Source organism: Candidatus Sulfotelmatobacter sp. (genome assembly GCA_036500765.1).
Classification (GTDB): Bacteria; Acidobacteriota; Terriglobia; order Terriglobales; family Acidobacteriaceae; genus Sulfotelmatobacter.
In genome coordinates this window covers 74,241-99,189 of sequence record DASYBM010000016.1, presented here as the reverse complement: position 1 = coordinate 99,189, position 24,949 = coordinate 74,241, and the positions used below count along the sequence as shown (strand labels likewise).

The 24,949-nt window shown below is 58.5% G+C and carries 23 protein-coding genes; 7 read left to right on the top strand and 16 right to left on the bottom strand.

What is annotated here, in order from left to right:
• Window positions 1-3: 3 nt before the first annotated feature.
• From ggt to VGM18_17480, 4 genes are all read right to left on the bottom strand, one after another.
• A complete protein-coding gene (ggt, locus tag VGM18_17495) occupies window positions 4-1,755 on the bottom strand; it encodes a gamma-glutamyltransferase (GenBank protein HEY3974804.1) in 1,752 nt (583 codons plus the stop codon).
• 183 nt (window positions 1,756-1,938) lie between these two features.
• On the bottom strand, window positions 1,939-3,090 hold the full coding sequence (locus VGM18_17490; GenBank protein HEY3974803.1) for a trypsin-like peptidase domain-containing protein: 1,152 nt from the start codon (window positions 3,088-3,090) through the stop codon (window positions 1,939-1,941).
• A gap of 176 nt (window positions 3,091-3,266) precedes the next feature.
• A complete protein-coding gene (gene coaE / locus VGM18_17485) occupies window positions 3,267-3,920 on the bottom strand; it encodes a dephospho-CoA kinase (protein HEY3974802.1) in 654 nt (217 codons plus the stop codon).
• Window positions 3,921-4,073: 153 nt separating this feature from the next.
• Window positions 4,074-5,015, bottom strand: coding sequence for a bifunctional 5,10-methylenetetrahydrofolate dehydrogenase/5,10-methenyltetrahydrofolate cyclohydrolase (locus tag VGM18_17480; GenBank protein ID HEY3974801.1), 942 nt, complete (start codon window positions 5,013-5,015; stop codon window positions 4,074-4,076).
• A gap of 191 nt (window positions 5,016-5,206) precedes the next feature.
• On the opposite strand from VGM18_17480, the gene VGM18_17475 reads away from it, so the two are divergent.
• The 3 genes from VGM18_17475 to VGM18_17465 all read left to right on the top strand — a co-directional run bounded on the left by VGM18_17475 (window position 5,207) and on the right by VGM18_17465 (window position 6,517).
• The gene (locus tag VGM18_17475) at window positions 5,207-5,395 is read left to right on the top strand and encodes a Trm112 family protein (GenBank protein ID HEY3974800.1); all 189 of its coding nucleotides are present in this window, start codon (window positions 5,207-5,209) and stop codon (window positions 5,393-5,395) included.
• A gap of 138 nt (window positions 5,396-5,533) precedes the next feature.
• Window positions 5,534-5,887 (top strand): STAS domain-containing protein, encoded by a 354-nt coding sequence (locus VGM18_17470; protein HEY3974799.1) that lies wholly within the window; start codon window positions 5,534-5,536, stop codon window positions 5,885-5,887.
• Between the two features lie 393 nt (window positions 5,888-6,280).
• Entirely contained in the window at window positions 6,281-6,517 is a 237-nt protein-coding gene (locus VGM18_17465) for a hypothetical protein (protein HEY3974798.1), read from the top strand.
• Between the two features lie 316 nt (window positions 6,518-6,833).
• Here VGM18_17465 and VGM18_17460 read toward each other — a convergent pair whose 3' ends face one another.
• Window positions 6,834-8,504, bottom strand: a complete 1,671-nt coding sequence (locus VGM18_17460) for a choice-of-anchor tandem repeat GloVer-containing protein (protein HEY3974797.1) — start codon at window positions 8,502-8,504, stop codon at window positions 6,834-6,836.
• 189 nt (window positions 8,505-8,693) lie between these two features.
• Here VGM18_17460 and VGM18_17455 point away from each other — a divergent pair, with 189 nt between their 5' ends.
• A complete protein-coding gene (locus VGM18_17455; protein HEY3974796.1) occupies window positions 8,694-10,130 on the top strand; it encodes a tetratricopeptide repeat protein in 1,437 nt (478 codons plus the stop codon).
• Window positions 10,131-10,187: 57 nt separating this feature from the next.
• Here VGM18_17455 and VGM18_17450 read toward each other — a convergent pair whose 3' ends face one another.
• The 7 genes from VGM18_17450 to VGM18_17420 all read right to left on the bottom strand — a co-directional run bounded on the left by VGM18_17450 (window position 10,188) and on the right by VGM18_17420 (window position 18,176).
• Window positions 10,188-10,310 carry a hypothetical protein gene (locus VGM18_17450; GenBank protein HEY3974795.1) on the bottom strand — a complete coding sequence of 41 codons (123 nt, stop codon included), beginning with the start codon at window positions 10,308-10,310 and terminating at the stop codon, window positions 10,188-10,190.
• Between the two features lie 116 nt (window positions 10,311-10,426).
• Window positions 10,427-11,677: an ABC transporter permease gene (locus VGM18_17445; GenBank protein ID HEY3974794.1), complete on the bottom strand. Its 1,251-nt coding sequence runs from the start codon at window positions 11,675-11,677 to the stop codon at window positions 10,427-10,429.
• A gap of 242 nt (window positions 11,678-11,919) precedes the next feature.
• The gene (locus VGM18_17440) at window positions 11,920-13,170 is read right to left on the bottom strand and encodes a glycosyltransferase family 39 protein (protein HEY3974793.1); all 1,251 of its coding nucleotides are present in this window, start codon (window positions 13,168-13,170) and stop codon (window positions 11,920-11,922) included.
• Window positions 13,171-13,213: 43 nt separating this feature from the next.
• Complete coding sequence (locus VGM18_17435; GenBank protein HEY3974792.1) at window positions 13,214-14,734, bottom strand: hypothetical protein; 1,521 nt, start codon at window positions 14,732-14,734, stop codon at window positions 13,214-13,216.
• Between the two features lie 6 nt (window positions 14,735-14,740).
• The gene (locus tag VGM18_17430) at window positions 14,741-15,547 is read right to left on the bottom strand and encodes a glycosyltransferase family 2 protein (protein HEY3974791.1); all 807 of its coding nucleotides are present in this window, start codon (window positions 15,545-15,547) and stop codon (window positions 14,741-14,743) included.
• A 263-nt stretch (window positions 15,548-15,810) separates the two neighbouring features.
• Window positions 15,811-17,232, bottom strand: a complete 1,422-nt coding sequence (locus VGM18_17425; GenBank protein ID HEY3974790.1) for a hypothetical protein — start codon at window positions 17,230-17,232, stop codon at window positions 15,811-15,813.
• 185 nt (window positions 17,233-17,417) lie between these two features.
• Complete coding sequence (locus VGM18_17420) at window positions 17,418-18,176, bottom strand: TIGR00266 family protein (protein ID HEY3974789.1); 759 nt, start codon at window positions 18,174-18,176, stop codon at window positions 17,418-17,420.
• Window positions 18,177-18,309: 133 nt separating this feature from the next.
• Here VGM18_17420 and VGM18_17415 point away from each other — a divergent pair, with 133 nt between their 5' ends.
• The gene (locus tag VGM18_17415) at window positions 18,310-18,660 is read left to right on the top strand and encodes a hypothetical protein (GenBank protein HEY3974788.1); all 351 of its coding nucleotides are present in this window, start codon (window positions 18,310-18,312) and stop codon (window positions 18,658-18,660) included.
• 87 nt (window positions 18,661-18,747) lie between these two features.
• Window positions 18,748-19,596 carry an SAM-dependent chlorinase/fluorinase gene (locus tag VGM18_17410; GenBank protein ID HEY3974787.1) on the top strand — a complete coding sequence of 283 codons (849 nt, stop codon included), beginning with the start codon at window positions 18,748-18,750 and terminating at the stop codon, window positions 19,594-19,596.
• A 92-nt stretch (window positions 19,597-19,688) separates the two neighbouring features.
• Here VGM18_17410 and VGM18_17405 read toward each other — a convergent pair whose 3' ends face one another.
• Window positions 19,689-19,919, bottom strand: coding sequence for a hypothetical protein (locus VGM18_17405; GenBank protein ID HEY3974786.1), 231 nt, complete (start codon window positions 19,917-19,919; stop codon window positions 19,689-19,691).
• 118 nt (window positions 19,920-20,037) lie between these two features.
• Between VGM18_17405 and VGM18_17400 the strand changes: the two genes are divergently transcribed.
• The gene (locus VGM18_17400; GenBank protein ID HEY3974785.1) at window positions 20,038-20,418 is read left to right on the top strand and encodes a tetratricopeptide repeat protein; all 381 of its coding nucleotides are present in this window, start codon (window positions 20,038-20,040) and stop codon (window positions 20,416-20,418) included.
• Between the two features lie 73 nt (window positions 20,419-20,491).
• On the opposite strand, the gene VGM18_17395 is transcribed toward VGM18_17400, so the two are convergent.
• The 3 genes from VGM18_17395 to VGM18_17385 form a co-directional block, all read right to left on the bottom strand.
• Window positions 20,492-21,886 (bottom strand): sigma-54 dependent transcriptional regulator, encoded by a 1,395-nt coding sequence (locus tag VGM18_17395; GenBank protein HEY3974784.1) that lies wholly within the window; start codon window positions 21,884-21,886, stop codon window positions 20,492-20,494.
• On the bottom strand, window positions 21,879-23,606 hold the full coding sequence (locus tag VGM18_17390) for an ATP-binding protein (protein HEY3974783.1): 1,728 nt from the start codon (window positions 23,604-23,606) through the stop codon (window positions 21,879-21,881). Before VGM18_17390 ends, VGM18_17395 begins: the two co-directional genes overlap by 8 nt.
• 124 nt (window positions 23,607-23,730) lie before the next feature.
• Complete coding sequence (locus VGM18_17385; GenBank protein ID HEY3974782.1) at window positions 23,731-24,939, bottom strand: type II secretion system F family protein; 1,209 nt, start codon at window positions 24,937-24,939, stop codon at window positions 23,731-23,733.
• Between the last annotated feature and the right edge of the window lie 10 nt (window positions 24,940-24,949).

The following is a 24,949-nucleotide window of genomic DNA, read 5'->3' as shown; positions in this document are numbered from 1 at the left end:
GTTTCAGTATCCTAACGCCTTGCCGCTGCCCCGGCCGTCGGTGGCCCCAAGGCGCTCGCCGGTTTTGCCATCCACGGCAATGCACTCCGCGTCGCTCCAATAGGGCTGCACATGTTCTCCATAGTGCAGGCCGACCTCAATCTTGTATCCCATAAGGCGCAGCAGGCTGACGGTATCTGGCGAAAACCATTGTTCCACATTGACCACGTCGGGCATCCATTGGTTGTGAAAGCGCGGCGCGTTCACCGCTTCCTGAATGTTCATGCCGTAGTCGATCACGCCCATTAGAACATTAGCCACGGTAGTGATGATCTTGGAGCTGCCCGGCGAACCCAGCACCATCATGATCTTGCCGTCGCGCACTACAATCGTCGGAGTCATCGACGACAGCGGACGCTTCCCTGGCCCAATGGCGTTGTTTTCGCTCTGCAACAAGCCATCGGCATTGGGGACTCCAGGTTTCGAGGAGAAATCGTCCATCTCATCATTCAGCAGAAAGCCCAGCCCGTCCGCCGTGACCCGCGATCCAAACCAGTCGTTGATGGTAGTGGTCACGGCGACCGCATTCCCGTCCGCATCCATCACCGAGTAGTGCGTCGTGTGATTGGACTCGTGCGGCGGCATTGCCGGAGGATGCGCAGCCGCATATTGTTCCAACTCGCTGAACACAGCCGGCCGCTTCAAGTCTTGGCTGGGCGTGGCGTGTGCGGGATCAATCGTCTGCTGCCAGGCGGCTCCGTATCTCTTGTCAATGAGCTGCGCCACCGGAATCTTGGCAAAGTCCGGATCGCCCATGAATTCGGCGCGATCGAAAAATGCACGCCGGAAGGCTTCGATAGTGTAGTGGATGGACTCAGCCGAGCGGTCGCCCATCTTGCCCAGATCGAAGCCTTCGAGAATATTGAGAGATTCCAGCAGCACGGTTCCACCGGAAGACGGAGGCGGCGCACTGATGACTTCATATCCCCGATAAGTTCCCCGCACCGGTTCGCGCTCTTTAACTTCGTAGTGCGCCAGATCGTCGGCGGTAATCAGGGCGCCCCCTTTCTTCATCGCCGCAGCCAGTTCTTGTGCCAGAGCACCGTGATAAAAATCTTCCGGTTTCGCGGCAATGCGTTCGAGCGTCCGTGCCAGATCGGGCTGGCGGAAAGTTTCTCCCGGCTTGTAGTAGTCGCCGTTGCGCTGGAACACGCGATGCGATTCCAGGAACTCGGCCAGGTGACTGTCATGAAAATCGGCGGCTTCACCCCAAGTCAGGACATATCCGTCGCGGGCCAACCGAATCGCCGGAGCCATTACTCGACGAAGCGTCAGCCTGCCGTATTTCTGCTCGGCGTACACCATGCCCGCCACCGATCCCGGCACGCCAATCGCCTTGTAGCCATACTCGCTCGCGCCCGCGATGACGTTGCCCTGCGCGTCGAGATACATATCGCGGGTCGCGGCCGCGGGAGCCTTCTCGCGGTAGTCGACGAAGTGTGTAGTGCCATCGGCCATGCGAATCAGCATGAAGCCGCCGCCCCCGATATTGCCTGCCGGAGGATGCACCACGGCCAGCGCGAAACCGGTGGCGACGGCGGCGTCAATGGCGTTGCCGCCAGCCTGCATGATTTCCACGCCGGACTGAGACGCCAGATCGCGCACACTCACCACCATCCCGTGCGCAGTGTGCTCGGGCGCTGTGGAAGCGTTGGCCGAGCAGGTAGTGGCCAGCGCCACGAGCAGCAAAATCAATAATTTGTGCCAAGATCGCATTCCGATTCGAAAGGCCCGCCCACGAAGAACGAACTCTGAGGCTAGCCGACGGCAGTGAGCAGAGTCAAATCGCTACCGTACATGCTTCCCACTATGTAGTGCGCGCTCCTGCGACTGCAATCAGGGTTCGGACAATTCCCCAAAGCTGAAAGCTGACGGCTGAAAACCGATAGCTGCTTTTTCTCACACCTGCTGCCGCGCCTCGCCCAGTGACACATTCACATCTATCTTTTTCTTGTTGCGATAGATGGTCATCTTCACCGTATCGCCAGCGCGGCGGTTGTTCATCATCTGGGCCAGATCGTCTTCGTCCTGCACTTTTTGGTCGTCGATGGCTACGATCAAATCGCCGCCCAGCATGATCGGAGTGTTCCCCAGGTAAGCGCGCTCGGTACCGGCACGCAGACCCGCCAGATCCGCCGATCCGCCCGGAGTAACCTGGATGATCAGCAGTCCGTAATCGACCGGCAACCCCATTTCGTCGGCCAGTTCCGGGCTGATGGCAATCGTCCGCACGCCCAGTGCCGGACGCCGCACGCGACCCAGTGTCATGAGATCGTTTAATACCGCCTTCGCGGTATTGATGGGAATGGCGAATCCAATGCCGGCACTCTGATTCGCATTCGACAGAATCATGGTGTTGATGCCAATCACTTCGCCGTGCCAGTTCATCATCGGCCCGCCGGAATTTCCCGGATTGATGGCCGCATCGGTTTGAATGGCTTCGTCAATCCATGCGCCGTTCGGCTCGCGCACCGGACGAATCGAACTCACGATTCCGCGGGTCATCGTCCCCGCCAACCCAAACGGATTGCCGATCGCGTAAACTTTCTGTCCAACCTGCAAATTGCGTGAATCGCCCAGCACCGCCGGAACCAGTTCGGGCGCCTTGATCTGGATCACCGCCAGGTCGTGCGGCGGATCGGTGCCCACCACTGTCGCCTTATATTTCTTGCGGTTGTGCAGCGTGACCTCCACCTGGCGCGCGTCGGCAATCACATGATAGTTCGTCAGAATATGGCCTTCTTTGTCGATCACGAATCCCGAGCCCTGCCCTTCCTGCGGCACCATGCCATAGAAAAAGTCGAACGCCATAGCCCGCGAGGTGACGTTCACCACCGACGGAATATTCTTCTTGTAAACGGAAATATTGTTCTGCTCTTCGCCATCGAGCGATTCCCCTGGTGCGGCCTCAGTGATCTCCACCTGGTCGGGATGGCTCAGCCAACTGGAGGGATGCAATCCGCCCGCCTTTGAGTTGGAACGCCAGGTCGTGAAGTAGAAGAATCCGCCGGCAATGGCCAGCGCGAGGATGAGAGGCCGTATGAGTTTCATAAATTCAAAGCCGTCCAATTCAAGACTATCCGATTCCAGCCTTGAAGATCAGTACGATGTCGGGAAGCGAAAAGGTCCCTGAATGTCATTTTAGAGCAATGGCAGGCGACGGGTCTGGATCCCAGGTGTTAGGTTTTCGGGCGTTACTAAGTAGGCCAGAGAGCGAAGCCCAAGACCTAAGAGCTAAGACCCACCGCCTCCGCCCGCAGCCGCTTCCAGACTTGGACCACTTGCTCGCGGGTCCTATCCAGCGAGCCTGAGTTGTTGATCACGTAGTCGGCGGCTTTGATCTTTTCTTCATCCGGCAGTTGCGCGGCCATGCGCCGAACAACTTCCTTCCTCCCCTCCTCCAGGTCGATTTTCTGGCGGGCGGCGAAGCGGGGGACGCGCTGCTCGGCGCCGCAAGTCACAACGATCAGGCGGTCGAAACGGTCGCCGGCGCCCGCTTCCAGAATCAAGGCTGCTTCAACCATCGCGACTCCCTGCGGATCCTGCCGGCCTATCTCATCCATCCACTCATCCTGACTGCGGAGCACCGCAGGGTGCACGATGCGGTTGAGTTCTTCGATGCGCGACGCGCGCTTGCCTTCAGCATCGCCGGCGGAACCGAAAGCAACTTCAGCCAGCTTGGCGCGATTCACGCTCAAGTCAGGATTCAGAATCTCGCCGCCGAAATGGCGCACCACTTCGTTGTAGACCGCTTCCCCCGGCCGCATAAGCGCGTGCGCAATCCGGTCCGCCTGCACCAGATGCGCGCCCAGCGCAACGAACATCTCTCCCACCACCGACTTGCCGGCGGCGATGCCTCCGGTAAGGCCAACTTTCAGCATTGGAAGTGGTCAGTGGCTCGTGGCCAGCGGTCTGGGATGATTGCGTTGCACATATTGCGAAGCAAATCTCGAACGGCACAGTCAAATCGTCTCAGATTCCGATGGACATTTCTCACGCGCACAGCCCAGGTGCTGACAACTAGCCACTGACAACTAGCCACTAACCACTGCCCACTGCCCACTGGTTCTCCGCATTTTCGCCGCCTTGACCGTGTTGAACATCAGCATCGCGATCGTGAGCGGCCCCACGCCGCCAGGAACCGGCGTCAGCGCGCCGGCAACTTCAGCGACTTCAGGATGCACGTCACCCATTAAGGTCGAACCCTTCTTGAGAAAATTTTCTTCCCGCTTGAGGTTGCCGGCGAAAAAGCGCTGGAACTCCGCCACATCAGTGAGAGTATTCATGCCCACATCGATCACAGTCGCGCCCGGCTTGACGAAGTCGCGCGTAATCATCCCCGCGCGTCCAATCGCCGCGACAAGAATGTCGGCGCGCCGGCAGACTCCCGGCAGATCGTGCGTCTTCGAGTGGCACACCGTCACCGTGGCATTCGCATTCAGCAGCAGCATGGCCGCGGGCTTGCCCACGATGTCGCTGCGTCCAACCACCACCGCCTCACGCCCCGCGATCGGAATGTTGCTGCGCGTCAGAATCTCCATGACACCGGCGGGAGTGCAGGGCACCAGTCCAGGACGCTGCGTGGAAAGAAAGCCGACGTTCACCGGATGGAATCCATCGACGTCTTTGGCCGGATCGACGGCCATCAGCACTCTTTTCGCATCGACCTGGGTCGGCAGAGGCAACTGAACCAGAATTCCGTCAATATCGTCGCGGCGGTTAAGTTCTTCGATCACCGCCAGCAACTCCGCAGTGGTCGCGGATTCGGACGGCATCAACTTCTCGCTGTACAGCCCAACTTCTTCACACGCCTTCACCTTGCCCCGCACGTAAATCTCCGACGCCGGATTGTGTCCTACGAGCACGACCGCCAACCCGGGACGCGGCCCCGCGGCAGACATTGTCTTGATCTCCGCGGCAACTTCGCTGCGAATCTCTTGCGCGATTTTCGTTCCGTCGAGAATGGTGGCTGGCATGGGTTCGGCTTCCGGCGCCCGGCTCTAAAATCTTACACTGCCCGGGCGCATGAGGACGGAACCATTCACCACCCAGGCACGCAGACACAGAGGAAAACAAAGGATGTAGGTAAAATCCGGCAACCGCGTTGAATCAGTGCTTCTGCTCTCTGTATCTCCGTGCCCTCCGTGGTGACGAGCGCGATCAATCCATGTCGTACAATGCTCACGTCATGATTGCCAAAGATCTGCTGGAAATCCTGGTTTGTCCGGCCTGCAAGCAGGCGCTTGAGTATCGCGAGAAACCCGAAAGCTTGAAATGCACTCAGTGCCGCCGGGTCTACCCGATCAAAGATGACATCCCCATCATGCTGGTTGATGAGGCTACCGTCGAACCTTAACCGCGCCGGAACCGCGCCGGCAACGGGCAGATTTTCGCTGTCAGGCAGGACCGCGCGGTGCCGCCACCCGATTCTAGCTTTCCCCAGAATGTCAGATCCTTTAACACAACATTCACATTCGCGTAATAGGATCTTCGGATGCCACAGGACCCCTTGTCGATCGAGGATGTCAGCGGAATGCCCGAAGGCCAGCGACTTCTGCGCCTGAGCGGACCCGTCCTCCTCTCCAATTTCTTTGAGTTCCAGGCCCTGGTACGCGCCAGTTCCGCGCCCACGCTCATACTCGATCTTACGCAGGTGCCCTACATTGATTCTGCGGGAATCGGTGCTTTAGTCGGAGCCTATGTGACTCACCAAAAGCACGGCCGGCGATTGGCGCTGGTGGGCGTGACCAAACGTGTGCGAGACACCATGCAAGTGACCCACGTTGAGCAGTTCTTCCCGTTTTACGACACCGTCGAAGCCGCCCAGGCCGAGACAGCCAAGGCGTAACCGCGGGTCGCTGACTGCACGAATTCAACCGGCACCACCACCGCGCCCGATCACCCAGCTCGTTCCTTGTTTCGGAATCGTGTTCCAGAACTGTTCGAGACTGACACATTGTGTCAGTTTTGAGATTACTAGCGCGGTACCAAGGAAACATCCCAGAGCCGCTTTCCCTTCTTGGCGTCACCTGCAACTTTCGAAATCCACAGGGGTTAATGAATCCAACGGGACTAGAGGACCGTAATAGGAAAAGTAGAGGATTTTCGGCAGCAGAATTGCATGCAACTATCACAGCTGCCGATGAGTCTAATACGGCAAAGGTAGTTTAGGTCGGAGTCGGAGGTGATGACGGCCATGTTGAGCGATAAAACGAGTGACCGAATGAATTCGCAGAAACAAATGAATGATAAAGACAGATTCACCATGACAGAGCTGGCTGCGCTTCGCAGCGATCTGCTTCAGGGCGGCATGATCGATTCCTACGAAGCCGCCGAGCTGCTCCAGGTGTTTCTGATGGGCCGTGGCTATGGGGTTTCGCCCAAAGCGGCGTTGGACGCGGCAGGCCGCGTCGAAATGGCAGGGTGTGCCCTGCCCGTGTTGCAGCATGAGTTGGAAAACCTGGCAATGGTGATGTAAGCGTTCGATGCGCGGCGGGCCGGTGACCCCGCGCGTAGGTTTTCGGTTTTAGCTGGAATCTGCTTTACCGACATTCTGGGTCGCTTATCGAAGCATGATCGCCGATCCAGTTCCACAATAGGAAACAGCCGGGCCAACCAGCCCGGCTTTGTGGTCTTTTGGCGGTCCGCCGTGGCAACTCTCCTCCCATATTGCCGCTGTGCGGGGTAAAGTGGTTGCGAGAGATAATTCATTTCTCGAATCTTTATTCCTGCTCAATCGCAAATCGGCCTGCTCCCGCCGATCCTGACAGCGGGAGCAGGCCCTTGCTCACAACCTAGTTCACCGTAAAGCTGGTGCTGCTAATGGCCTGCCCGCCCTTGGTAATAACCTCGATCTTTCCTGTCGTCGCCGATGCCGGCACCGTCGCCGTCACCTGCGTGTCGGAATTCACGGTGAAGCTCGCCGCTTTCCCGTTGAAAGTCACTTTGGTCGTCTGCATCAGACCTGTCCCGGTAATCGTCACTGGCGTTCCGGCAGGCCCGTTTGTCGGACTGAAGCTTAGGATCGTCGGCGTCACGCGAAAGGACATGGAACTGGTCAGCTTGGTCGATCCGGTCGTGACTGTTACCGTTCCGGTCAGCGCTCCGGCAGGCACCGTCACCGTCAGATATTTGCTGGTAGCCGTGACAGCAGTCGCCCGCGTCCCGGCAAAACTCACCGTTGTAGCCGAAGTAAAGCCCTGACCCAGAATGCCGATCTTTGCGCCTTCTTTGCCGGAGGTTGTCTCCAGCGCCGCAAACGGCGCCAAGCCAACGTTCAGAGAGAAAACGGTGCCGCAGCCCGTATCGTTTCCGCAGCTGTAATCGCCGCCGGAGTAGGTGCTTCCATAGAAGACGCCGCTCGTATTCTGCTTGAGCGGGGAACTCGGACCGTACCCATCGGTGCAATTTCCGCCACTTTGACAGAAGGTATACAGCGTAGTGAATGCGCCGGCGGTCGAAATCTTGTACAGGGTTCCACTGTAACCGGAATTTCCCGATCCCGTAACGCCGTAAAGATTGCCGTCCGAACCAATGGTCAGCACCGATCCTGGACCCTCGCCATCGCCAGTGCCCGGATTAATGTTGTGCAGCACCGTATAGGTTCCGGTCGACGTGATCTTATAAATCACGCCATAGCCGTCTGCGCCGCCCGCTTGGGCCACTCCGTAGAAGTTGCCGTCGCTGGCCTGCACCAGCGAAAAGTAGCTTTTGGCTCCGTCGGTGCTGTCAAAGTTGTGCAGTACGGTCACCACGCCGGCCGGAGTCATCTTAAAGATGGTTCCGTCACCATTGGCGCCCCCATACACGGTCGTTCCATAAAAATTGCCGTCCGTTCCTTGCACCAGCCCCGCCTGAATGGTATAGCCCTCGGTCGTGGCGTCGAATTTATGGAGCAATTTGAATGCGCCGGTAGACGTGATCGAATAGGCCGTTCCCTCGTTGTCGCCGCCGTCGGCACTGGCAGTGCCGTAGAAAACGCCATTCGCCGCCTGGATGGGAGCGTTTTGCGGATCGCTGCCGTCGCCTTGGCCGGTGAAGTTATAGAGAACGGTCGCTACCCCCGCAGGGGTGACTTTGATGATCTGACCGCAACCGGAAAAGCCGCATCCTCCACCCGGCCCGCCATCCTGGTTCGTGACGTAGTAGTTGCCATCCGATCCTAGTGTCGCCCCGCTCATGACGAAGTAACCAATGTCGTTTACGATCGCCGTCGCTCCCGTGGGTGAAATCTTAAACAGCGTCCCGTAAAAGCTGCCCCCATTCACCGAAGTGAAGTACATGTTTCCATCGCGTCCCTGAGCCACAGCTTCGCTCAACGGGTTGATCACATTATTGGAGCTGTTTCCCTCAAAAATAGTTTTGAGGGTTTGCGACTGGGCTGGAGCGGCCAGGATCACGACAGATGCAAGCGCCGCACAGAACATCGATGCGACAACGAGGCGGCTAAAGTAGCTTCGAGACATCAGAAAACCTCCCTAAACTGTTTGATTTCAAATATTTTGAATTGACCGGCAGTGGCCCGTATTTCCGATGCAATTGCACTTCGGTGGGGAACGAACGTCGCGCCAATCGAGCTATACTATGGCGACCTTGCCCACCCCCAGCAAGAGACAAGTCAGGCCAGTTCAGGCCATGACAGGTCATTTCCCTTTATGGCATCCAATCGTGAAGCGCTCGCAGGAAAGCGTCTGGACTCGTGGAAGGAAATCGCTGCCTTCCTCGGACGCGCCGAGCGCACCGTCAAGCGCTGGGAGACCGAACGCGGACTCCCCGTACACCGCGTACCGGGAGTAGGGCGGAGTGCCGTCTTCGCTTACAGCGACGAGTTAGCCGATTGGCTGAAAGGACGCAGCCAGGAACTGGAAGCCGATGAATCGATTTCCAGCGAAACCGTTTCTGGCGAAATCGGTTCCGGCGAAATCGGTTCCAGCGGAATTAACGAACCAGCCAGTCGAAACACCGTACCCGAAGCCATTCAGATCGCGCCCATCAGACCTGCGAAGCCGACTCTGGGCCCTACCAGGCTTGCTGCGTGGCTGGTGCCCTTGGCGCTCTCTGCCGGACTGGTGTTCTTCTTTACTGTTGGCCATCGCGACTCCCACTTTAAGGCCATGGCCAGCCGCCATACCCCCAACGCGGAATCCCAGGAACTCTACCTCAAAGGACGCTATTACTGGGATCGCCGTACGCCCGAGGACTTGAACCAAGCCGTCGACTATTTCACCCAGGCCATCGTAAAAGATCCCAGCGATGCCCAGGCCTATGTCGGCCTCGCCGACTGCTACAACCTTCTCCGCGAATTTGGAGCCATGCCGCCCAGCGAAGCTTACCCCCGCGCGCTGGCCGCGGCCCAGCGCGCCGTCGAACTCGACGATTCCTCCGCCGAGGCTCACATCTCCCTGGCCTTCCCTACCTTCTGGTGGTCCTGGCAAGGCGCAACTGCGGAGCGCGAGTTCAAGCGCGCCCTCGAACTCAATCCCAACCTGGTGCGCGCCCATCATTGGTACGCAACCTATTTGATGGCCGTAGAGCGCTATCCGGAATCCCTCGATCAAATCGAGCAAGCGCAACGGCTGGACCCATCCTCCGGAGCAATTCTCGCCGACAAGGGACTTGTGCTGTGGCATGCCGGACACCGTGCCGAGGGGTTAGCTCTGCTCAAACAACTCGAGACCACTCAGCCCTCGCTGTCATCCACGCACACTTATCTGGGCGATATTTTCTGGCGCCAGACCGACTACGCGAAGGCGCTCGCAGAGTACCGGCGCGCCGCCGAGTTGCGACACGATGCCGCCAGTTTAGCCCTCGCCGATGCCCGCGAAAAAGGATTTGCCCTCAACGGCCTCCATGGCTTGTATGAAGCCGTCTTGCCCTTGCAGAAAGATCTGGTCGACCGCGGCGCTGGCTCCGCCTATGCGCTAGCCACCACCTACGCAGCACTCGGCAGAAAACAGGAAGCGCTCGCCAGTTTACAGATTTCCTTCGACCGGCGCGAGGCAGACATGCTTACCGGCGCCCCGATTACCCTCAGCGACGACCCGCAATACCAGAAGTTGAGAGGTCAGGTCAGCGAGAGCCTGAACAAGTAAGCCGTGGGAGTGGAGAATGACACAATTCTCGTGTCTCTTCGTCATCGTATCTCCTTGTCATTCCGAACCGGCGTTCTTCGCCGGTGAGGAATCCGCTTTCTTTTCCACCGGCATAATCTCCTCGGCAGGATCGCCCCCCACGCCCCAGTGCGCATCGCCTTCCCTGATCTGCACGTACATAACTCTCTACGATTCTGAGGCTTCAAGCGTCAGCAATATAAAATTGTAGGTACATTCCCGTGAGAAAAGTGTTCCCGCAGGAACACTTTTTCCACAGGCTGTGACTTTCGCCCAACTTACTCGTAGCGGAGGCTTTCCACTGGATCGAGTTGGGAGGCGCGGGTGGCGGGCACCGTTCCGAAAATAATCCCCACAATCGACGACACCACGATGGCAATAATCGCCGACAGGCCCGAAATAGGAAGGTGGTAATCGGTGAACACACGCACCGAGACTGGAATGGCAAGGCCGGCGAGCGTGCCAACGAAACCTCCGGCCAGCGAGATCAGAATGGCCTCTGCCAGAAACTGAAAGCGGATCGCGCGATTGGTGGCGCCGATGGCCTTGCGAATTCCAATTTCGCGGATGCGCGACGTCACCGTCGCCAGCATAATGTTCATGATGCCGATGCCGCTGACCAGCAGCGTGACGAATGCTACCAGCATAAGAACGAGCGTCAGAATGTCGGCAATGCGTCCCGCGACCGTAAGAAGCTGGGTCAGGTTCTGCACGCTGTAAACCGATTCCGCACGATGGCGCGATTGCAGCACACGTTTGATCGCCGCCGTTGCAGGCAGCACGTCCTGCGGCGTGGCCACTGAAAAAAATGTCTCATTGACCGCCGCCGTCGGCGTGAAGAATCGGCTGACCGTGTAGGGGATCAGCATGGTATCTTCCTGAATTTCCGACTCGCCGAAAGTATCCACGCTTTCCTTGAACACTCCCACGATGGTGAAGGGCAGACCGCCGCTGAGCTTGATCACCTGGCCGATCGCCGCAGGCGTGCTGCCGAACAGAGTCTGCGCCAGCTTCTCGGTAATCACTCCGACTTTGTTACGGCCGCTGGAATCCACGCTATCGAAGAAGCGGCCCGCGAGAACTTTCAGGTTGCGCACGCGGAGATACTCGGGGGCGACGCCGAGCACGAGAATGTCGCGCTGCTTGCCTCCGCCTACACTGATGCGATCCCCCAACGCCACCGTCGGAGAAGCGGCCACCACGCTCGAGACCTGCTCGCGAACGGCCTGCACATCCTCGATCGTCATAGGATCAGGCATCGACTCGATGCGCTGCGCTCCGCCCTGATAATCGGCATAAATCATGTTGGTGCCGATCGACTGCAACTGGCGCAGGATGTATTGCTTTCCCGTGAGTCCGATCGTCGCCACCAGAATGACCGAAGCGGTACCCACCGCCATCGCCAGGGACGTGAGCGTGAATTGCAGCTTGTTGCTACAGAAAGCGTCGTAGGCGAAGTGCAGGATTTCGTGAACGCCGATAGCAAAGTGACGCCGGGTTGTGACGGGGAGAGCGATGGCTGGCGGCATTGTTTTTAGATGATGTTGATTCGATAACGCTGATTAGATGTTAAACCCCGCGCCCAAGGCTCACAATGCGGTCGAGAACCACGGATTCTTTTCTAAATTGTCTTTCTTGAACCTTCGCGTCGTTTGCGGCATTTCCTTGGCGTCCTTTGCGATTCAGAGGGGGTGGATTCTCACTCTAGCCAAAAAGCAAAAAACCTTGAAACGCAAAGGACGCGAAGCTGGGCAAGCCCACCCGCGGCGGCTTACTTCACCGCCTCGGGTCTGCCGCCGGCAATGGTTGCTGCCGCCAGCACGACGATCAGCGGATCGACCGGACGGAAATAATATGTCTCGGGATGAGAGAAGTAATAGACCAGCGGAAAGAAAAACAGGACGATGGCAAAGCGAACGCCCAGCGCGCGATCGCGCTTAAAAACGCGGCGCAGGCCGAAAAGGCCCAGAATGGTCATCGTCGTTTCCACAAAAATATTCGGCGGATCGAGTGGTTCATCTTTCAGATAATCGCGGCTGAAGCTCCAGTAGCCGGTCCACATGTAGACGATGCGGCGTGCGGTCATCCAGGCATACCAGCCGGGATGGGCGCGGATGTAATCCATCGCTTGCTGACGCTTGTGCTCCATGTAGTTGATCTCGCCTGACTGCACGTACTCTTTGAGCTCGGCATCATTGTGATTCGGGTGAAGAGCGCTGTTGACCCAGCGCGTGGAGTATCCGTTGTTGCCGATATAGAGTTCGAGTCCGAAGCCGCTGCGCACTGGGATGAAGTGGTGGAAGACTTCGTAGTTGCGCCCGAACCAGGGCGCAAGCACGGCGAGCGCAGCCAGAGCTGCTGCGGCCATGGGAGCCTTCCATGATCGATGATGGAGATAGCGCCGGTAGAGCGTCCACAGCCCGAGCAGAGGCACGACCGACAAAACAACCGGTTCGGTGAGCGCTGCGAATCCGCCGACTACGCCGAACCACAGCCAGTCGCGCGGGCGCGCGGAGTTCTCCAGTCGCATCGCCATCAGGAACAAAACCGCAAGGAACAGTGTGACCAGGCACGTTGACCACGCCCAGTCGGCTCCGTAGTAAACGCCATAGGGAGAAAAGGCCCATCCCCAGCCTGCCCACTTTGCGACGCGGTCGCCGAAGCCCTGCCTCGCGATCAAAAAAACGGGAATGCAGGTGAGGGCGGAGAACAGGCTGTTGAGGGCCAGCGCTGTCATGATCGAGGTGGGCGTGTAGATCCCAAACAGCCGAAAAATTCCCGCCAGCACATATGCGTAGACAGGAGACAGCACCGCCGTCGGCCCCGTCTGCGCAAACACATTGCCGAAGCCGTGACCACTAACGATGGACCGCGCCACGCGGCCAAAGGCCCAGGCTCCATTGGGATCAAGCCATTCGCGATAAAGAAATAGCATGACGGCAAGGCGAACCACCAGCGCGGCGGCCACCATTGGCCAGTAGGCTGCTAGTGCGCCTTTATTGTTTTGTGGTTTATCGAGCATGTTCAATTGCCCACGCGCATCGTTCCTGTCTGCGACTCTCACATCAGTCTGCCCAGCAAACTGAAACCCGGTCATTCTGATAGGGACACGTCAAACCCGGTACCGGCGGATTGGTTAGGACGACCCAGTTGACTCCGAACTGCGCATGCAGTCGCTCGAAGTCTGGCTTTTGAAAGTTGCGCCATCCGGCTTGCGCGTTTAATTCGCGAAGCCAGCGCGGGCCAAGACGAGGTACGCGAACGACCATGCCGGGATCTTTCACCGCATCGGCCAGGACGCTGCGCTCGGCCAGCGCGCGAAAGCCGTGGTAGTCTTCGCCGGGCATTTCCATGTAGTGCGGATCGAGCGCGAACTGGCTGTCGACGGGCGTGTTGCGGCTGATCCAGCGGAAGGCCTCGACCCAATCGTTCCCAGATGCTCTGCCGGATGCTCTGCCCGGCAATTCCAGATGAACCGTATCAGGGTACAGTTGCCGCTGCGCGTAAAACATTCCCGCGCCGAGGGGAATGAAGAGCAACAACCAGCGCAGGACACTTTGCTTCAGCAGGTAACGCGCCAGCAATCCTCCCGAGAGCAATACAAACAAGAGATAGACGAGATGCAGAAAGCGCATAGGCTCGAGCGAGCGCAAACGTTCCAGGCGCGGCGGCAGCATAAAGATAAGAGCGATGGCCAACTGAAAGATTCCGAAATAGACCATGCGCTCGGCCATCTTCGCCATAACCGTGTTCGTGGTGATCGTGTTCGCCGCGACATTGGAATTTCGGCTGAGCGCCAGCTTGCGAAACCACCACAGCAGCGCCAGTGGTCCGACAACCCCCAGCCATTCGTACCAGTGCCAGTGCGACAACCAATAAAACGATCGCATCGCCTCTGCCTGCCGCCATGAATCCGATGCTGGCTCGAATAACCACCCCAAGGGCATGAGTAGAAGCATGCCGACAGCTTGCGCACTGGGACGCTCCGACTTTTGCCGCGTAAATGTTTTCGGCGTCCACATCAGAAAGAAACAATAGGAAACGCCGAATGGCGTCATGTTGAGGTGCACCGGAAAAGCCAGCAGCAGAAGCACGCCAGCGAGCAGACGGCGACCCTCGAGCACGGCAACGATGGCGGCCAGAATCAGAGCCGTGGCCAAGGCGCGAGGATGCAGGTACTGGTCGGTCAGGTTCAGACCTGAGCCGGAGACTGGAAGAGTCAGCAGCGCGGCCACCATCGCGACCGCCGCCCACTGCTCATACTCGCGGTCGAAACATCGCTGGGCGATTCGCAGGCATCCCCACAGAACCAGAAAAGTTGCGGCGCACTGCCATAGAAAGAGCGCCCAGGGGAGCGGGATGTGAGTCCAGCGGATGGATAAAGCGATCAGCTTGTCAAACGCAGTGGCCTGAAATTGGACGCGGAAAAAATCGGCGTCGTGGGGAAACAGGGCCGGGTTGAGATTTTTCTTGATCGCGGCCAGGTAATAGGCGTCGTCCTCGAGGCCGGGATGGTATCCCTGGATCAGGATCGCAAGCGCAGTCAACCCGAGCAAACGCAGAAAATTCTTAAGGTTGGTATACATGTCGCGCTACGCGGGCCGCGCGGTCTCGGAGCGGGCAGTATAGTAAGTTTCGCCAGCCGCTTCGAGTCTGCGGCCTTTTTCGCTGAAGCGCGGGATATGAACCAGGCCGATGCGTTGCAGGGCAAACTGCAAGGTCGTGGCCAGCACGCCGAATCCGTACTGCACGCTGCGGCGGAAATTGATTGACGAGGCTTCTTCGAAATATTTCGTGGGGCAGGATACTTCTCCAATGCGGAAGCCGAAGTGCACGCACTGCGCCAGCATCTGGTTGTCGAAGACAAAGTCGTCGGAATTTTCGAGCAGCGGCAGTTGGGTGAGCACTTTGCGGCTGAAGGCGCGGTATCCGGTGTGATACTCGGAGAGCTTCACGCGCAGGAAAAGATTTTCGAAACCGGTGAGCAGGCGATTGGCGACGTATTTGTACAAGGGCATGCCGCCGAGCAGCGCGCGGCCCCCGATGATGCGCGATCCGAGGACAACATCATAAACATCGTAGGCGACCATGCTCGCCATGGCTGTGATGAGCAGCGGCGTGTACTGATAATCCGGATGCAGCATGATGACGACGTCGGCGCCAGCGGCCAGAGCTTCGCGGTAGCAGGTTTGCTGGTTGCGTCCGTAACCGTAGTTGCGGTCGTGCTGAAACACGAGCAGGCCTAGTTTGTGGGCGAGATCGACGGTCTCATCGTGGCTGTGGTCGTCAACCAGGATGCGGACGTCGACTAGGTCGGGGAGTTCTCCTACCGTGACCTCGAGGGTCTTCTCCGCGTTGTAGGCGGGCATGACGACGGCAATATGTTTCCCGTTAATCATGGGTGCGATGCAATTAGTTTACCCGAGATGGGGGGCTTTCGGTCGTCGAGTCGTCGGTCGTCGGTCGTCGGTGATGACGTCCTTTGCACTTCTTCGCGTGCTTTGCGGCACCTCTTCGTGCGCGTTTCAAGATTCTTGCTTGAAGCGCCCGTGAGAGCCAACAGCTTGACCGCAAAGAACGCTAAGAAATGCCGCAAAGCACGCGAAGACCGGCGGGACAGCGGAAGATTCGCTGTCCCGTTGTTTTCAGTATTTTGAATCTCTCATTGCGGCTCTCCGAGAGAACAGTTCGGGTTCACGTTCTGGATGTAGATGCCGTTGTTGCCGATTTTGTCATCTTCAAAGGCGAGCGCGGTGACACCATTGGGCGCGACAGCCGCGGCTAAGCGCGATTTATCGGACGGAGTCGATGAAACCGGAAACTGCGCGCAGACCGTGTTCCCACCGCCATCGAGCTTGATGCCCTGAATGGTGGCGGATCCGTAACTCGGCTGGTCGACCCAGAAGGTCAGCGCTCCGGTTCCGCTCTGCACTGTCGTGACGAAAATTTGCGAATCGTTGCCGAGGGGAATGATCGTGAGTCCATCGGCGCCCCACTGCGGCGCACCTGTCGAGTCAAGCTTCTGCCCCGAGACTCCGTTGTAAAACTGATTGGAATCTTCTTCCGTCCAAAAGACAAAGACTTCTTGCGTGGCGGCGCGATAGGCGGCAGAAGGAGAAACTCTGATGTTGATGCTGTTGGAGGAAACGGCCGCCCCGTTATGCGGGAACGCCTCGCTGCCATCGGCGAGAATGTGCTGGGCGAAGCATTGCAATGTGGGAGTGCTGGTATACCAAGCGAATACAGCGCCGCCATTGCCATCGTAGGTGAAGTAAGGGAAGTTGCCGAACTGGAGCGAGCCGACGTCGAAAATATCCACGTTGCCTGAGCCCCACAGGATGCTGCCGCTCGATGAAACTTTATTGGCGCGGAGTTGCTCATTGCTGCCAAAGCCAGCGCCGCGTACCCACGAGACGATCACCGATCCGTTATCGGCGGCGTGCAGATCGGAGAGAACGTAATCGTATCCGGTCTCGCTGAAGACCACACCGCTGCCCCACTGCGGCTGGCCGGCGGCGTTCAGCTTTTGTAGAACAACGTCGCTGTTGCTCGTCCAGCCGACGACGATGCCGCCGTCACTGGTTCCCGCGACCTTCGGGGCGGCATTGAAATCGGTGCTGCCGCTGGTGAGTTGCACTCCGAGAGTTCCCCAGAGAGGCGCGCCGTGCTGGCCCATTCTTGCGGCGGTAACTTGCTGGTTCGAGCCTTCGCGGGTATCGAGGAAGGCGATCAGCGCATGGCCGCTCGTGTCCATGTCGAGGCCGTAGTCCTCGGTGGAACTGTTGCTTAAACTGGCGACGAGTTGGCCGTCGTGCTGAAATTGTTCCACGCCGCGGTTGCTCAGGCGCTGGTAGAAAACGTCATAGCCGATGGGCCGCTTCGCGGCGGGATTCGAATCGAACCAGCTCACATACCATCCCTTACTTTGCATGGGCACAAGTTTGGGCTGCACCTGATCGCTGCCGTTGTTTCTGTCCGCAAGCGCGAGGTTGAGGGAAGCATCGGAGGACCACTGCGCAAGAGCGGTGGCGGACAAAGAAAAGGCAAGCAGCGCGATGGCTGCCGAGCGAAGTGCAATTTTCATGAGTGAGTTCCCGGACACGTGAATTGGTTTCGATCTGAAGTGCGGGAGAACTCTACTACCGATCAAACAGGCCGTCAATCAAGGAATCTGGCGGCCTTCGGTTCCTTGCAAAAGGCTTGAACCACACAGAGGGCACAGAGGCGCACAGAGTAAACCTGAGACCTAACACCTGCGAAGCAGCACCCTCACTTCATGTTGTCCAATATGGAGCCGACGATGCCGCCGACTACTCCGCTTTGCACATTTTCGCGGCGCGTTTCCTGGGGCATGTATTCGGCCAGAGCGTGCGCCAGGCGGGCGATGGGCAGGGTCTGGAGCCAGATTCTGCCGGGGCCGGTGAGGGCGGCGAGAAAAATTCCGTCGCCGCCGAAGATCATGTTCTTGATGCCCGGAATGGTCGTGATCTGGAACGAGACGCTGGACTGAAATGCGCCCACATGGCCGGGGTGCACGCGCAGAGTTTGCCCCGGTTGAAGATCGCGGACAACGAGTTCGCCGGAGAGTTCGAGCCAGGCAGTGCCTTGTCCCGTGACTCGTTGCAAGAGGAAGCCGTCACCGCCGAAAATTCCGGCGCCCAGCGATTGCTGGAAGCCCAGGCCGAGTTGAATCTGCGGCGTGCCGCAAAGAAAGCCGTGACGGTGAATCATGTATTCGTGCCCGGGAGCGACTTCCACGGGGACGATATGTCCCGGCAACTTGGTCGCGAAGGCGAGTTCACCCGCGGCGCCGAGAGAGCGGTATTCCGTCATAAAAATGGAGCCGCCACCGGCCACGCGCTTGAGCACGCCGAACAGACCTCCGCCGCCGCCAAACTGAGTGTGAGTCGTCATCTGGATCGATGCGCTCATCCAAGAAAGTTCTCCGGCTTCGGAAATGATGCTCTCGTTAGGCCCAAGGACAAATTCGAGGACGGGCATGGTGGTGCCGGTGATGCGCGCTTCCATAGCGGATCTCCTTAAAAACTATGAGGCTGGCTCGGCGCGAGTTGATTTCGAGTCGACCGAGGCTACCGAGTATACATCGGGCGGCTTGCAGATGATGGGAGTGCGCCAACTCGGGTAGCGCGCGCTTTGGCTTATGCAGTGTTTCGCGAGGGCGTTTCCCAAGGCCGCGCCGGACTCGGCCGATGCCGGAATCGCAGCGGGACTCATCGCCGGCTACGAAATCGTAGAATTCGCCTGGAACGATGACTGGGAATATATCTCCGATCCCATTCCGCAGGGCACTCCCGGCAATATCCAGAATGCCGCGTGCCGCCCGGCGACCTTCCTCAAGAAGTATGGGACACAAAAGGACAGCAAACAAAGGCCGGCGGCGACAACCGAGAGGACGCGAGGAAAGCGGAATGAGCCGACTGGGGGAGCCGAGGACTCCGCGAAGCTTATCACGAGATTTGGGAATATTGCCGTTGCTCTCCAGGTCGTCTAGAAGCCGGGATACATGCAATATCCGCTTATTACCTCCGTGCCTTGACTGCGACCTTCCCGGCGAATTAAGTTCGCTGTACGGAGTATTTTGTCTTCCAGCGAGGGAACGTTGCCGCATCGTCCGATCATTACTCTTACCACCGATTTTGGAACCAACGATCATTTTGTAGGCGCAATGAAGGGCGTCATCGTCGACATTGCTCCCGACGTCCAGATCGTGGATATTACTCACGCCGTGCAGGCCTTCGATGTGCTCGACGGCGCGCTGGCGATTTCGCAGGCCTATTCGTACTTCCCGACCGGGACGATTCACATGGTCGTGGTCGATCCCGGCGTGGGTACTGCGCGGCGGCCGATTCTGGCTTCGAGCGACGGCCATCACTTCGTCGCGCCCGACAATGGCGTGCTCTCCATGGTTTATGCGCGGGAAGAGCGCATCCGCGTGCGCCACATCACCTCCGACCATTATTTCCGCGTGCCGGTGAGCAACACCTTTCATGCTCGCGATATTTTCGCGCCGGTGGCGGGTTGGCTGGCGAAGCAGGTCGATTCCGACAAGTTCGGAGATGAGATCGAAGACTACGTGCGCTTCGCCGCGCCGAAGCCCAAAGCTACCGGCGAAAACCGGATGCGCGCCGTGGTGCTGAAGGTGGACCGCTTCGGGAATTTGATTACGAACGTGAAACCCGAAGATGTTCCCACGCTGTTTGCGGCTGAGGCCAAATTTAAGATCGTCGTTGGAAGCAAAGAGATTACGGACATACGCCAAACTTTCGCCGAAGGCGCGCCCGGACAGGTCTTTGGGATCATCGGGAGCATGGGCTATCTCGAGATCGTCGCCAACCGCGGAGCCGCAGCGCAACTGACCGGCGCAGGCAAGGGCAGTGAAGTTAGCATCTTTTTAGGTGAGGCGGCAGCGGCGGGCAAGGGGGCTTAGAGTCGTCGGCTGTCAGTCGTCAGTCGTCGGCAAATCAACCCCGCAGCTCTGGCGTTCTCGACGGCCAACGACTAACGACCGACGACGGTTCACTAACTCTTCGGCTTGGGATGGACATAGCGCTCCATCTCGCCGGTCCAACTCAAAAAGCGCCACAACTCCCGGCGCTCCCGCCACATGAATTCCCAGAACTCCAGAAACCCGATCTGGGTCATTTTCACGCCGGTATAGGTTTCGATGCGCCACAATAGATAGGGACTGCGCCACGGGGCGAGCCGGTGGCCCCTGGTAGCATTCCACAGAAAGCGGAGTCGGTAGCGCATGCAGTCATGATAACTGCAAAAGCGGGTCGTTGGTCGTTGGTCGTTGGTCCTACGTCTTCGGACCTAAGACCTCAAGACCTCATGCTAGAATCCAGTTTCCGCTTGGGAATTCCGACGCATGTCTGACACCGACGCCTCCCAAAAAGCCCGCCAGCAAGCCCGCGAACAAGCGGAAGACCGCTACTATGCGGCGCTCGATCTGATGGCGGAGGGGCATCTGGAGAAGGCCGTCGCCGCGTATCAGGAATCGCTCGTCGCCGATCCGACGTTTACCGAAGCCATGCACGGGCTGGCGCGCGCGCTCCAGGACTTGCAGCGCTATGACGAGGCCATCGCCATCGCGCAGCGACTGGCGGAACTCGATCCCGACGACGTACTGGCACACACCAGCCTGTCGGTGTTGTACATGAAGAAGGGGATGATTCCAGAGGCGGAAGCCGAAGGCGCCAAGGCGCGGGTGCTGGGATGGAAGCAGCAGTTGCGGAAGAGCAGCTCTTAGCTTTTGGCTGTTAGCTGTTAGCTTTTGCGTGTTGGTTTAGCTAAGAGCTAAAAGCTAATAGCTAATAGCTGCCTCACAACCCGTACTTCTTCATCAAATGCCGGAATGAGCGATAGGAGATGCCGAGCACATCGGCGGCTTTGGTCTGCACGCCGCCGCTTTGGGTGAGAGCGTTCTGCAAGAGCGAGCGCTCGATGCCGGCGATGTAGTGTTCCATGCCGATGCCGGCGGGAAGAGTCATATCGGAACCGATCTCGGGCAGCGATCCGCCACCGGCAGCCGCCGCGGCGGCGCGCGCTTTCGGACGTTCGGCGGGGAGTTCGACGTGCAGTTCGTCGGTGGTTTCCAGGGCGACCGCGCGCTCGACCGTATTTTCCAACTGGCGCACATTGCCGGGCCATTCGTAGCCGCATAGCGAATCGAGCGAGGGCGCATTGACGCGCAGAATGCTGCGGCCGGCCGCGCTCGCATATTTTTTCAGAAAGTGATTGGCCAACAGGGGAATGTCCTCGCGGCGCTCGCTCAGGCACGGCACGCGGATCGGAATCACGTTCAGCCGGTAATATAAGTCTTCGCGGAAAATCCCCTCGGCGACCGATTTGTCGAGATCGCGATTGGTCGCGGCAATGACTCGCACGTCGATGGAAATCTCTCCGGTGCTGCCCACGGGGCGCACGGTGCGTTCTTGCAAGACACGAAGCAGCTTGACCTGCATGGCCAGGGTCATTTCGCTGATTTCATCGAGGAAGATGGTGCCGCCGTCGGCCACCTCGAAGAGTCCACGCTTGTTCTGGTTCGCGCCCGTGAAAGCGCCTTTCAGATAACCAAAGAGTTCGGATTCGAGCAGGGTCTCAGGAAACGCTCCGCAGTTGACGGATACAAAGGCTTCCGTAGCGCGCGGCGAACAGACGTGCACGGCGCGTGCGACGAGTTCTTTGCCGGTCCCGCTTTCGCCGTGAATCAGAACTGTGGAGGCCGTGGAAGCGACAGTTCGGACTGTCTGCTTGAGTTTTTCCATGGCCGCGCTCGATCCGACGATGTTATCGAGCGAATTGCGCGTGGCGGCGTCGCGGCGCAGGGCGAAATTCTGCTTGCTGAGATTGAGTTTCTCGAGCGCGCGGTTCATGGCCAGCTTGATTTCATCGACCAGGCCGGGGCTTTTGCGGATGTAGTCGGTGGCGCCTCCGGCTTTTACGGCCTGTACAGCGGCTTCGTAGTCATCGACGGCGGTGATCAGAATGACGGCGGAGTCGGGCGACACGCGATGGGCGTGGCGCAGCACTTCGATGCCGTCGATGTTGGGCATTTTGATGTCGGTGATGATGACGTCGTAGAGCGCGCCATCAATTTTGTTCTTCGCTATTTGTCCCGCTTGTACGGTCTCAATCCGGTGACCATCGCGGCGCAGAGCGATATCGAGCATTTCGCAAATGGAGCGTTCGTCGTCGCAGACCAGGATGTTAGCCACGCGAGCTTCCTCCCGATCGTGCGCCAGTTCCGGCTCCGAGGGCATCTGCGTCACAACCGGCCGCGACCAGCTCCCGAGCTTGATCCTGCGTTTTGCGCGAGGCGGACGATGCCCGCTCTGCATCGAGCCGACGCAATCTCAGCACGAGCGTAGTTCCCTGCCCTGGCTTGGAGCGCGCCCAAACCTTCCCTTCATGCGCCTGGACGATTTGGTAGACGATCGCCAGCCCCAGGCCGGTGCCGCCCTCGAACTCAGACTGGAAGGGCTCGAAGATTTTTTCGATTTGCTGCGGCGTCATGCCTTTGCCGGTGTCGATGAATGAAACCTGCCAATCGTCGCCCAGAGACTCGACCGCAGCGGTCAACGTTCCGCCGTCTTTCATGGCGCGAACCGCATTCTCGCAAAGATTCCAGAACACCTGCTTGAGCTTGTCCCCATCGGCAATGACCAAAGCCTGGCGGACCGCAAAGCGGCGCTGAATCGCGATGCCCGTCTTCTCCGCGGTCATGCGGTGATCCATGAGCGTCAGCGTGTCTTCGACCGACTGAATCAGATCGACGCGGTCGAAGTGATATTGCTTCGTACGCGAGTACGCCAGAAAGTCGGTAATGATGCTATTCAGCCGCTGCGACTCGCGAGTCACAATGTCGAGCAGCCGGCGGTGATCCTCGTTCATCTCCGGCACGCCGGAAAGCATGCTGACCGAACCGGCGATCGAGGTCAGAGGATTGCGGATTTCATGGGCGATCGCAGCCGCCAGCCGGCCCACCGCCGCCAGCTTGTCCTGCATCCGCACTTCGCGCTCCAGGCGGCGAATCTCGGTGAGATCGTCGAGAACATAAACGTATCCCAGATCGCCGCGCTCGGGCACGGTCAATGCCGTCACGCGAATTCTGACGGTCTGGCGAAATCGAGTGGGGGCGTCGAAGCGCACTTCCGCGTGGGCCTGTTGGGATTCCACGGTGGGCAAGCGATCGATAAAAAGTTGAGCGACGGGCACGCCCATCAACTCCGACGACGGCTGCTCCAACAACCGTTGGGCCGCAGCGTTGACCAGCGTGATCCGCCCGTCGAGCCCGGTGGTGATTAGCCCGCTGCTAATGGAGTGGATGATGTTTTCGTGCAGCGCTTGCAAACCCTCGAGCGCTCCGCTGGTTTCTTTCAGTTGTACGCCCACCTGCCGCAGCTTTGCCGTCAGCAAACCTGCGAGGTATGCCACTGCCAGAAAGGCAAAAAGATTGACGAAGATGATGGCTTGCAGCGCCTTCGGGTCGGGATGCGTGGTGCTGTAGGAAGGAACCACGCCGTAGTAGTTCAGCTCCAGCACCGCCCCGTAAAGAATGAATGCCAGAGCCGACACCATCTGGGCCCACACTCGCGGCAACAGTACGCTACCGATGATAATCACGAGCGGATAGAGGAAGTTGAGCGAACTGTCCCATCCTCCGGTTTCGTGGATCACCAGGCTGACCAGAAGCAGATCGGAAAGAATCTGGAGCGAGGCTTGCAGCCGATGCTCCTGCCAGAAAGAAAGCAGAAGGACGTAGAACAGAGAAAGGCTGAACCAGAACAGAATGGTGGTGACGAAGAGCCGCATGGGTAGCGGCGTGGGACTGAACCGCGTCACCGTCAGCTCAATGGCCAGCAGGAGAGTCAGAATAAAAATGCGGACTCGGACCAGCCACACCAGCCAATTGCGCTCATCAAAGGTCGATTGCATTAAGAATGCCAAGTTTCAAGGTTTCAAGATTTCAAGGTTTCGAAGTTTTAGGTTTCAAGGTTTCAAAGTCGAAGGATCATTCCTTCAAACTTCGAAACCTTGTCCCTTTGAAACCTGCATTTGCCTAGCCCGCCAGTTTCGCGATCATGGCGAACAGCGGCATGTAGAGAGAGATTACGATGCCTCCGACGCTGACGCCCAATACGGCGATGATGAGCGGTTCCAACATGGCCAGCATGTCTTTGGTGGCGGCGTCGACTTCTTCTTCGTAGAAATCGGCGATCTTTTGCAGCATCGAGTCCATAGCGCCGGTGGCTTCGCCTACGCCGATCATCTGGGTCACCATGTTGGGAAACACGCCGCATTCGCGCAGCGGATCGACGATGGTGCGCCCTTCTTCGATGGCTTTGCGCACCTTCATCAGCGCCTCTTCCAGCACCGCATTGCCCGACGTCCGGGCGGTGATGGACAGGCCTTCAAGAATGGGGACGCCCGAAGTGATCAGGGTGCCAAGGGTGCGGGTGAAGCGGCCGACCGCGATCTTGCGGAGCAGCGAGCCTATGACCGGAATGAACAGAAGCATCTTATCGAAGTAGTATTTGCCGCGAGGATGTTTGCGGATCTGCTTCACGCCATAAAACAGAGCGAAGCCACCTACGCCGACCATCCACCAGAAAGTCTGCACGAACGAGCTCAGTCCCATGACGATGCGCGTGGGCAGAGGCAGAGCAACGCCCAGTCCGGCAAACAGGTTCGCGAAAATAGGCACGACCCACTTGAGCAGCGCGCCCACAATCAACCCCGCCATGCCGACGACGGCGACCGGGTAAATCAACGCTGACTTTACCGCCGATCGCAGGCGCACCGCCTTCTCGACGTAAGTGGCAAGGCGCTGCAGAATAATGTCGAGAATACCGCCGGTTTCGCCGGCCTCAATCATGTTGGTGGTGAGATCGTCGAATACGACGGGATACTGGCGCATGGCATTGGCCAGAGTCGCGCCGCCTTCAACCGTGGTCCGCACCCCGGTCAGCACTTTCTGGAACGCCTGGTTTTCCTGGTTCGCCGCCAAAATCTCCAGACACTGCACCAGCGGCAGGCCGGCGTCGATCATGACCGAGAACTGGCGGAAGAAGATTGCAATATCTTTGGTTCCTACCTTGCCGGAACCGAATGTGGGCATGGAGAATTCCTTGCCCTTTTCGCGGATGGCTCCGGGCGTGATACGCTCGCGCCGGAGCGCCTGCGCCAACGACTGCTTGTTGGCCGCCACCCGCTCGCCGGAAATCTTCTGTCCCGATGCGTCCTTGCCGGAAAATGTGAAGACTGGCATGTTTTAGCTT

Bases quoted from the DNA above. Each gene is read 5' to 3' on its own strand.
- ggt (HEY3974804.1), bottom strand. From the start codon at position 1,755: ATGCGATCTTGGCACAAATTATTGATTTTGCTGCTCGTGGCGCTGGCC.
- VGM18_17490 (HEY3974803.1), bottom strand. From the start codon at position 3,090: ATGAAACTCATACGGCCTCTCATCCTCGCGCTGGCCATTGCCGGCGGA.
- coaE (HEY3974802.1), bottom strand. From the start codon at position 3,920: ATGCTGAAAGTTGGCCTTACCGGAGGCATCGCCGCCGGCAAGTCGGTG.
- VGM18_17480 (HEY3974801.1), bottom strand. From the start codon at position 5,015: ATGCCAGCCACCATTCTCGACGGAACGAAAATCGCGCAAGAGATTCGC.
- VGM18_17475 (HEY3974800.1), top strand. From the start codon at position 5,207: ATGTCGTACAATGCTCACGTCATGATTGCCAAAGATCTGCTGGAAATC.
- VGM18_17470 (HEY3974799.1), top strand. From the start codon at position 5,534: ATGCCACAGGACCCCTTGTCGATCGAGGATGTCAGCGGAATGCCCGAA.
- VGM18_17465 (HEY3974798.1), top strand. From the start codon at position 6,281: ATGAATGATAAAGACAGATTCACCATGACAGAGCTGGCTGCGCTTCGC.
- VGM18_17460 (HEY3974797.1), bottom strand. From the start codon at position 8,504: ATGTCTCGAAGCTACTTTAGCCGCCTCGTTGTCGCATCGATGTTCTGT.
- VGM18_17455 (HEY3974796.1), top strand. From the start codon at position 8,694: ATGGCATCCAATCGTGAAGCGCTCGCAGGAAAGCGTCTGGACTCGTGG.
- VGM18_17450 (HEY3974795.1), bottom strand. From the start codon at position 10,310: ATGTACGTGCAGATCAGGGAAGGCGATGCGCACTGGGGCGTGGGGGGC.
- VGM18_17445 (HEY3974794.1), bottom strand. From the start codon at position 11,677: ATGCCGCCAGCCATCGCTCTCCCCGTCACAACCCGGCGTCACTTTGCT.
- VGM18_17440 (HEY3974793.1), bottom strand. From the start codon at position 13,170: ATGCTCGATAAACCACAAAACAATAAAGGCGCACTAGCAGCCTACTGG.
- VGM18_17435 (HEY3974792.1), bottom strand. From the start codon at position 14,734: ATGTATACCAACCTTAAGAATTTTCTGCGTTTGCTCGGGTTGACTGCG.
- VGM18_17430 (HEY3974791.1), bottom strand. From the start codon at position 15,547: ATGATTAACGGGAAACATATTGCCGTCGTCATGCCCGCCTACAACGCG.
- VGM18_17425 (HEY3974790.1), bottom strand. From the start codon at position 17,232: ATGAAAATTGCACTTCGCTCGGCAGCCATCGCGCTGCTTGCCTTTTCT.
- VGM18_17420 (HEY3974789.1), bottom strand. From the start codon at position 18,176: ATGGAAGCGCGCATCACCGGCACCACCATGCCCGTCCTCGAATTTGTC.
- VGM18_17415 (HEY3974788.1), top strand. From the start codon at position 18,310: ATGCAGTGTTTCGCGAGGGCGTTTCCCAAGGCCGCGCCGGACTCGGCC.
- VGM18_17405 (HEY3974786.1), bottom strand. From the start codon at position 19,919: ATGCGCTACCGACTCCGCTTTCTGTGGAATGCTACCAGGGGCCACCGG.
- VGM18_17400 (HEY3974785.1), top strand. From the start codon at position 20,038: ATGTCTGACACCGACGCCTCCCAAAAAGCCCGCCAGCAAGCCCGCGAA.
- VGM18_17390 (HEY3974783.1), bottom strand. From the start codon at position 23,606: ATGCAATCGACCTTTGATGAGCGCAATTGGCTGGTGTGGCTGGTCCGA.
- VGM18_17385 (HEY3974782.1), bottom strand. From the start codon at position 24,939: ATGCCAGTCTTCACATTTTCCGGCAAGGACGCATCGGGACAGAAGATT.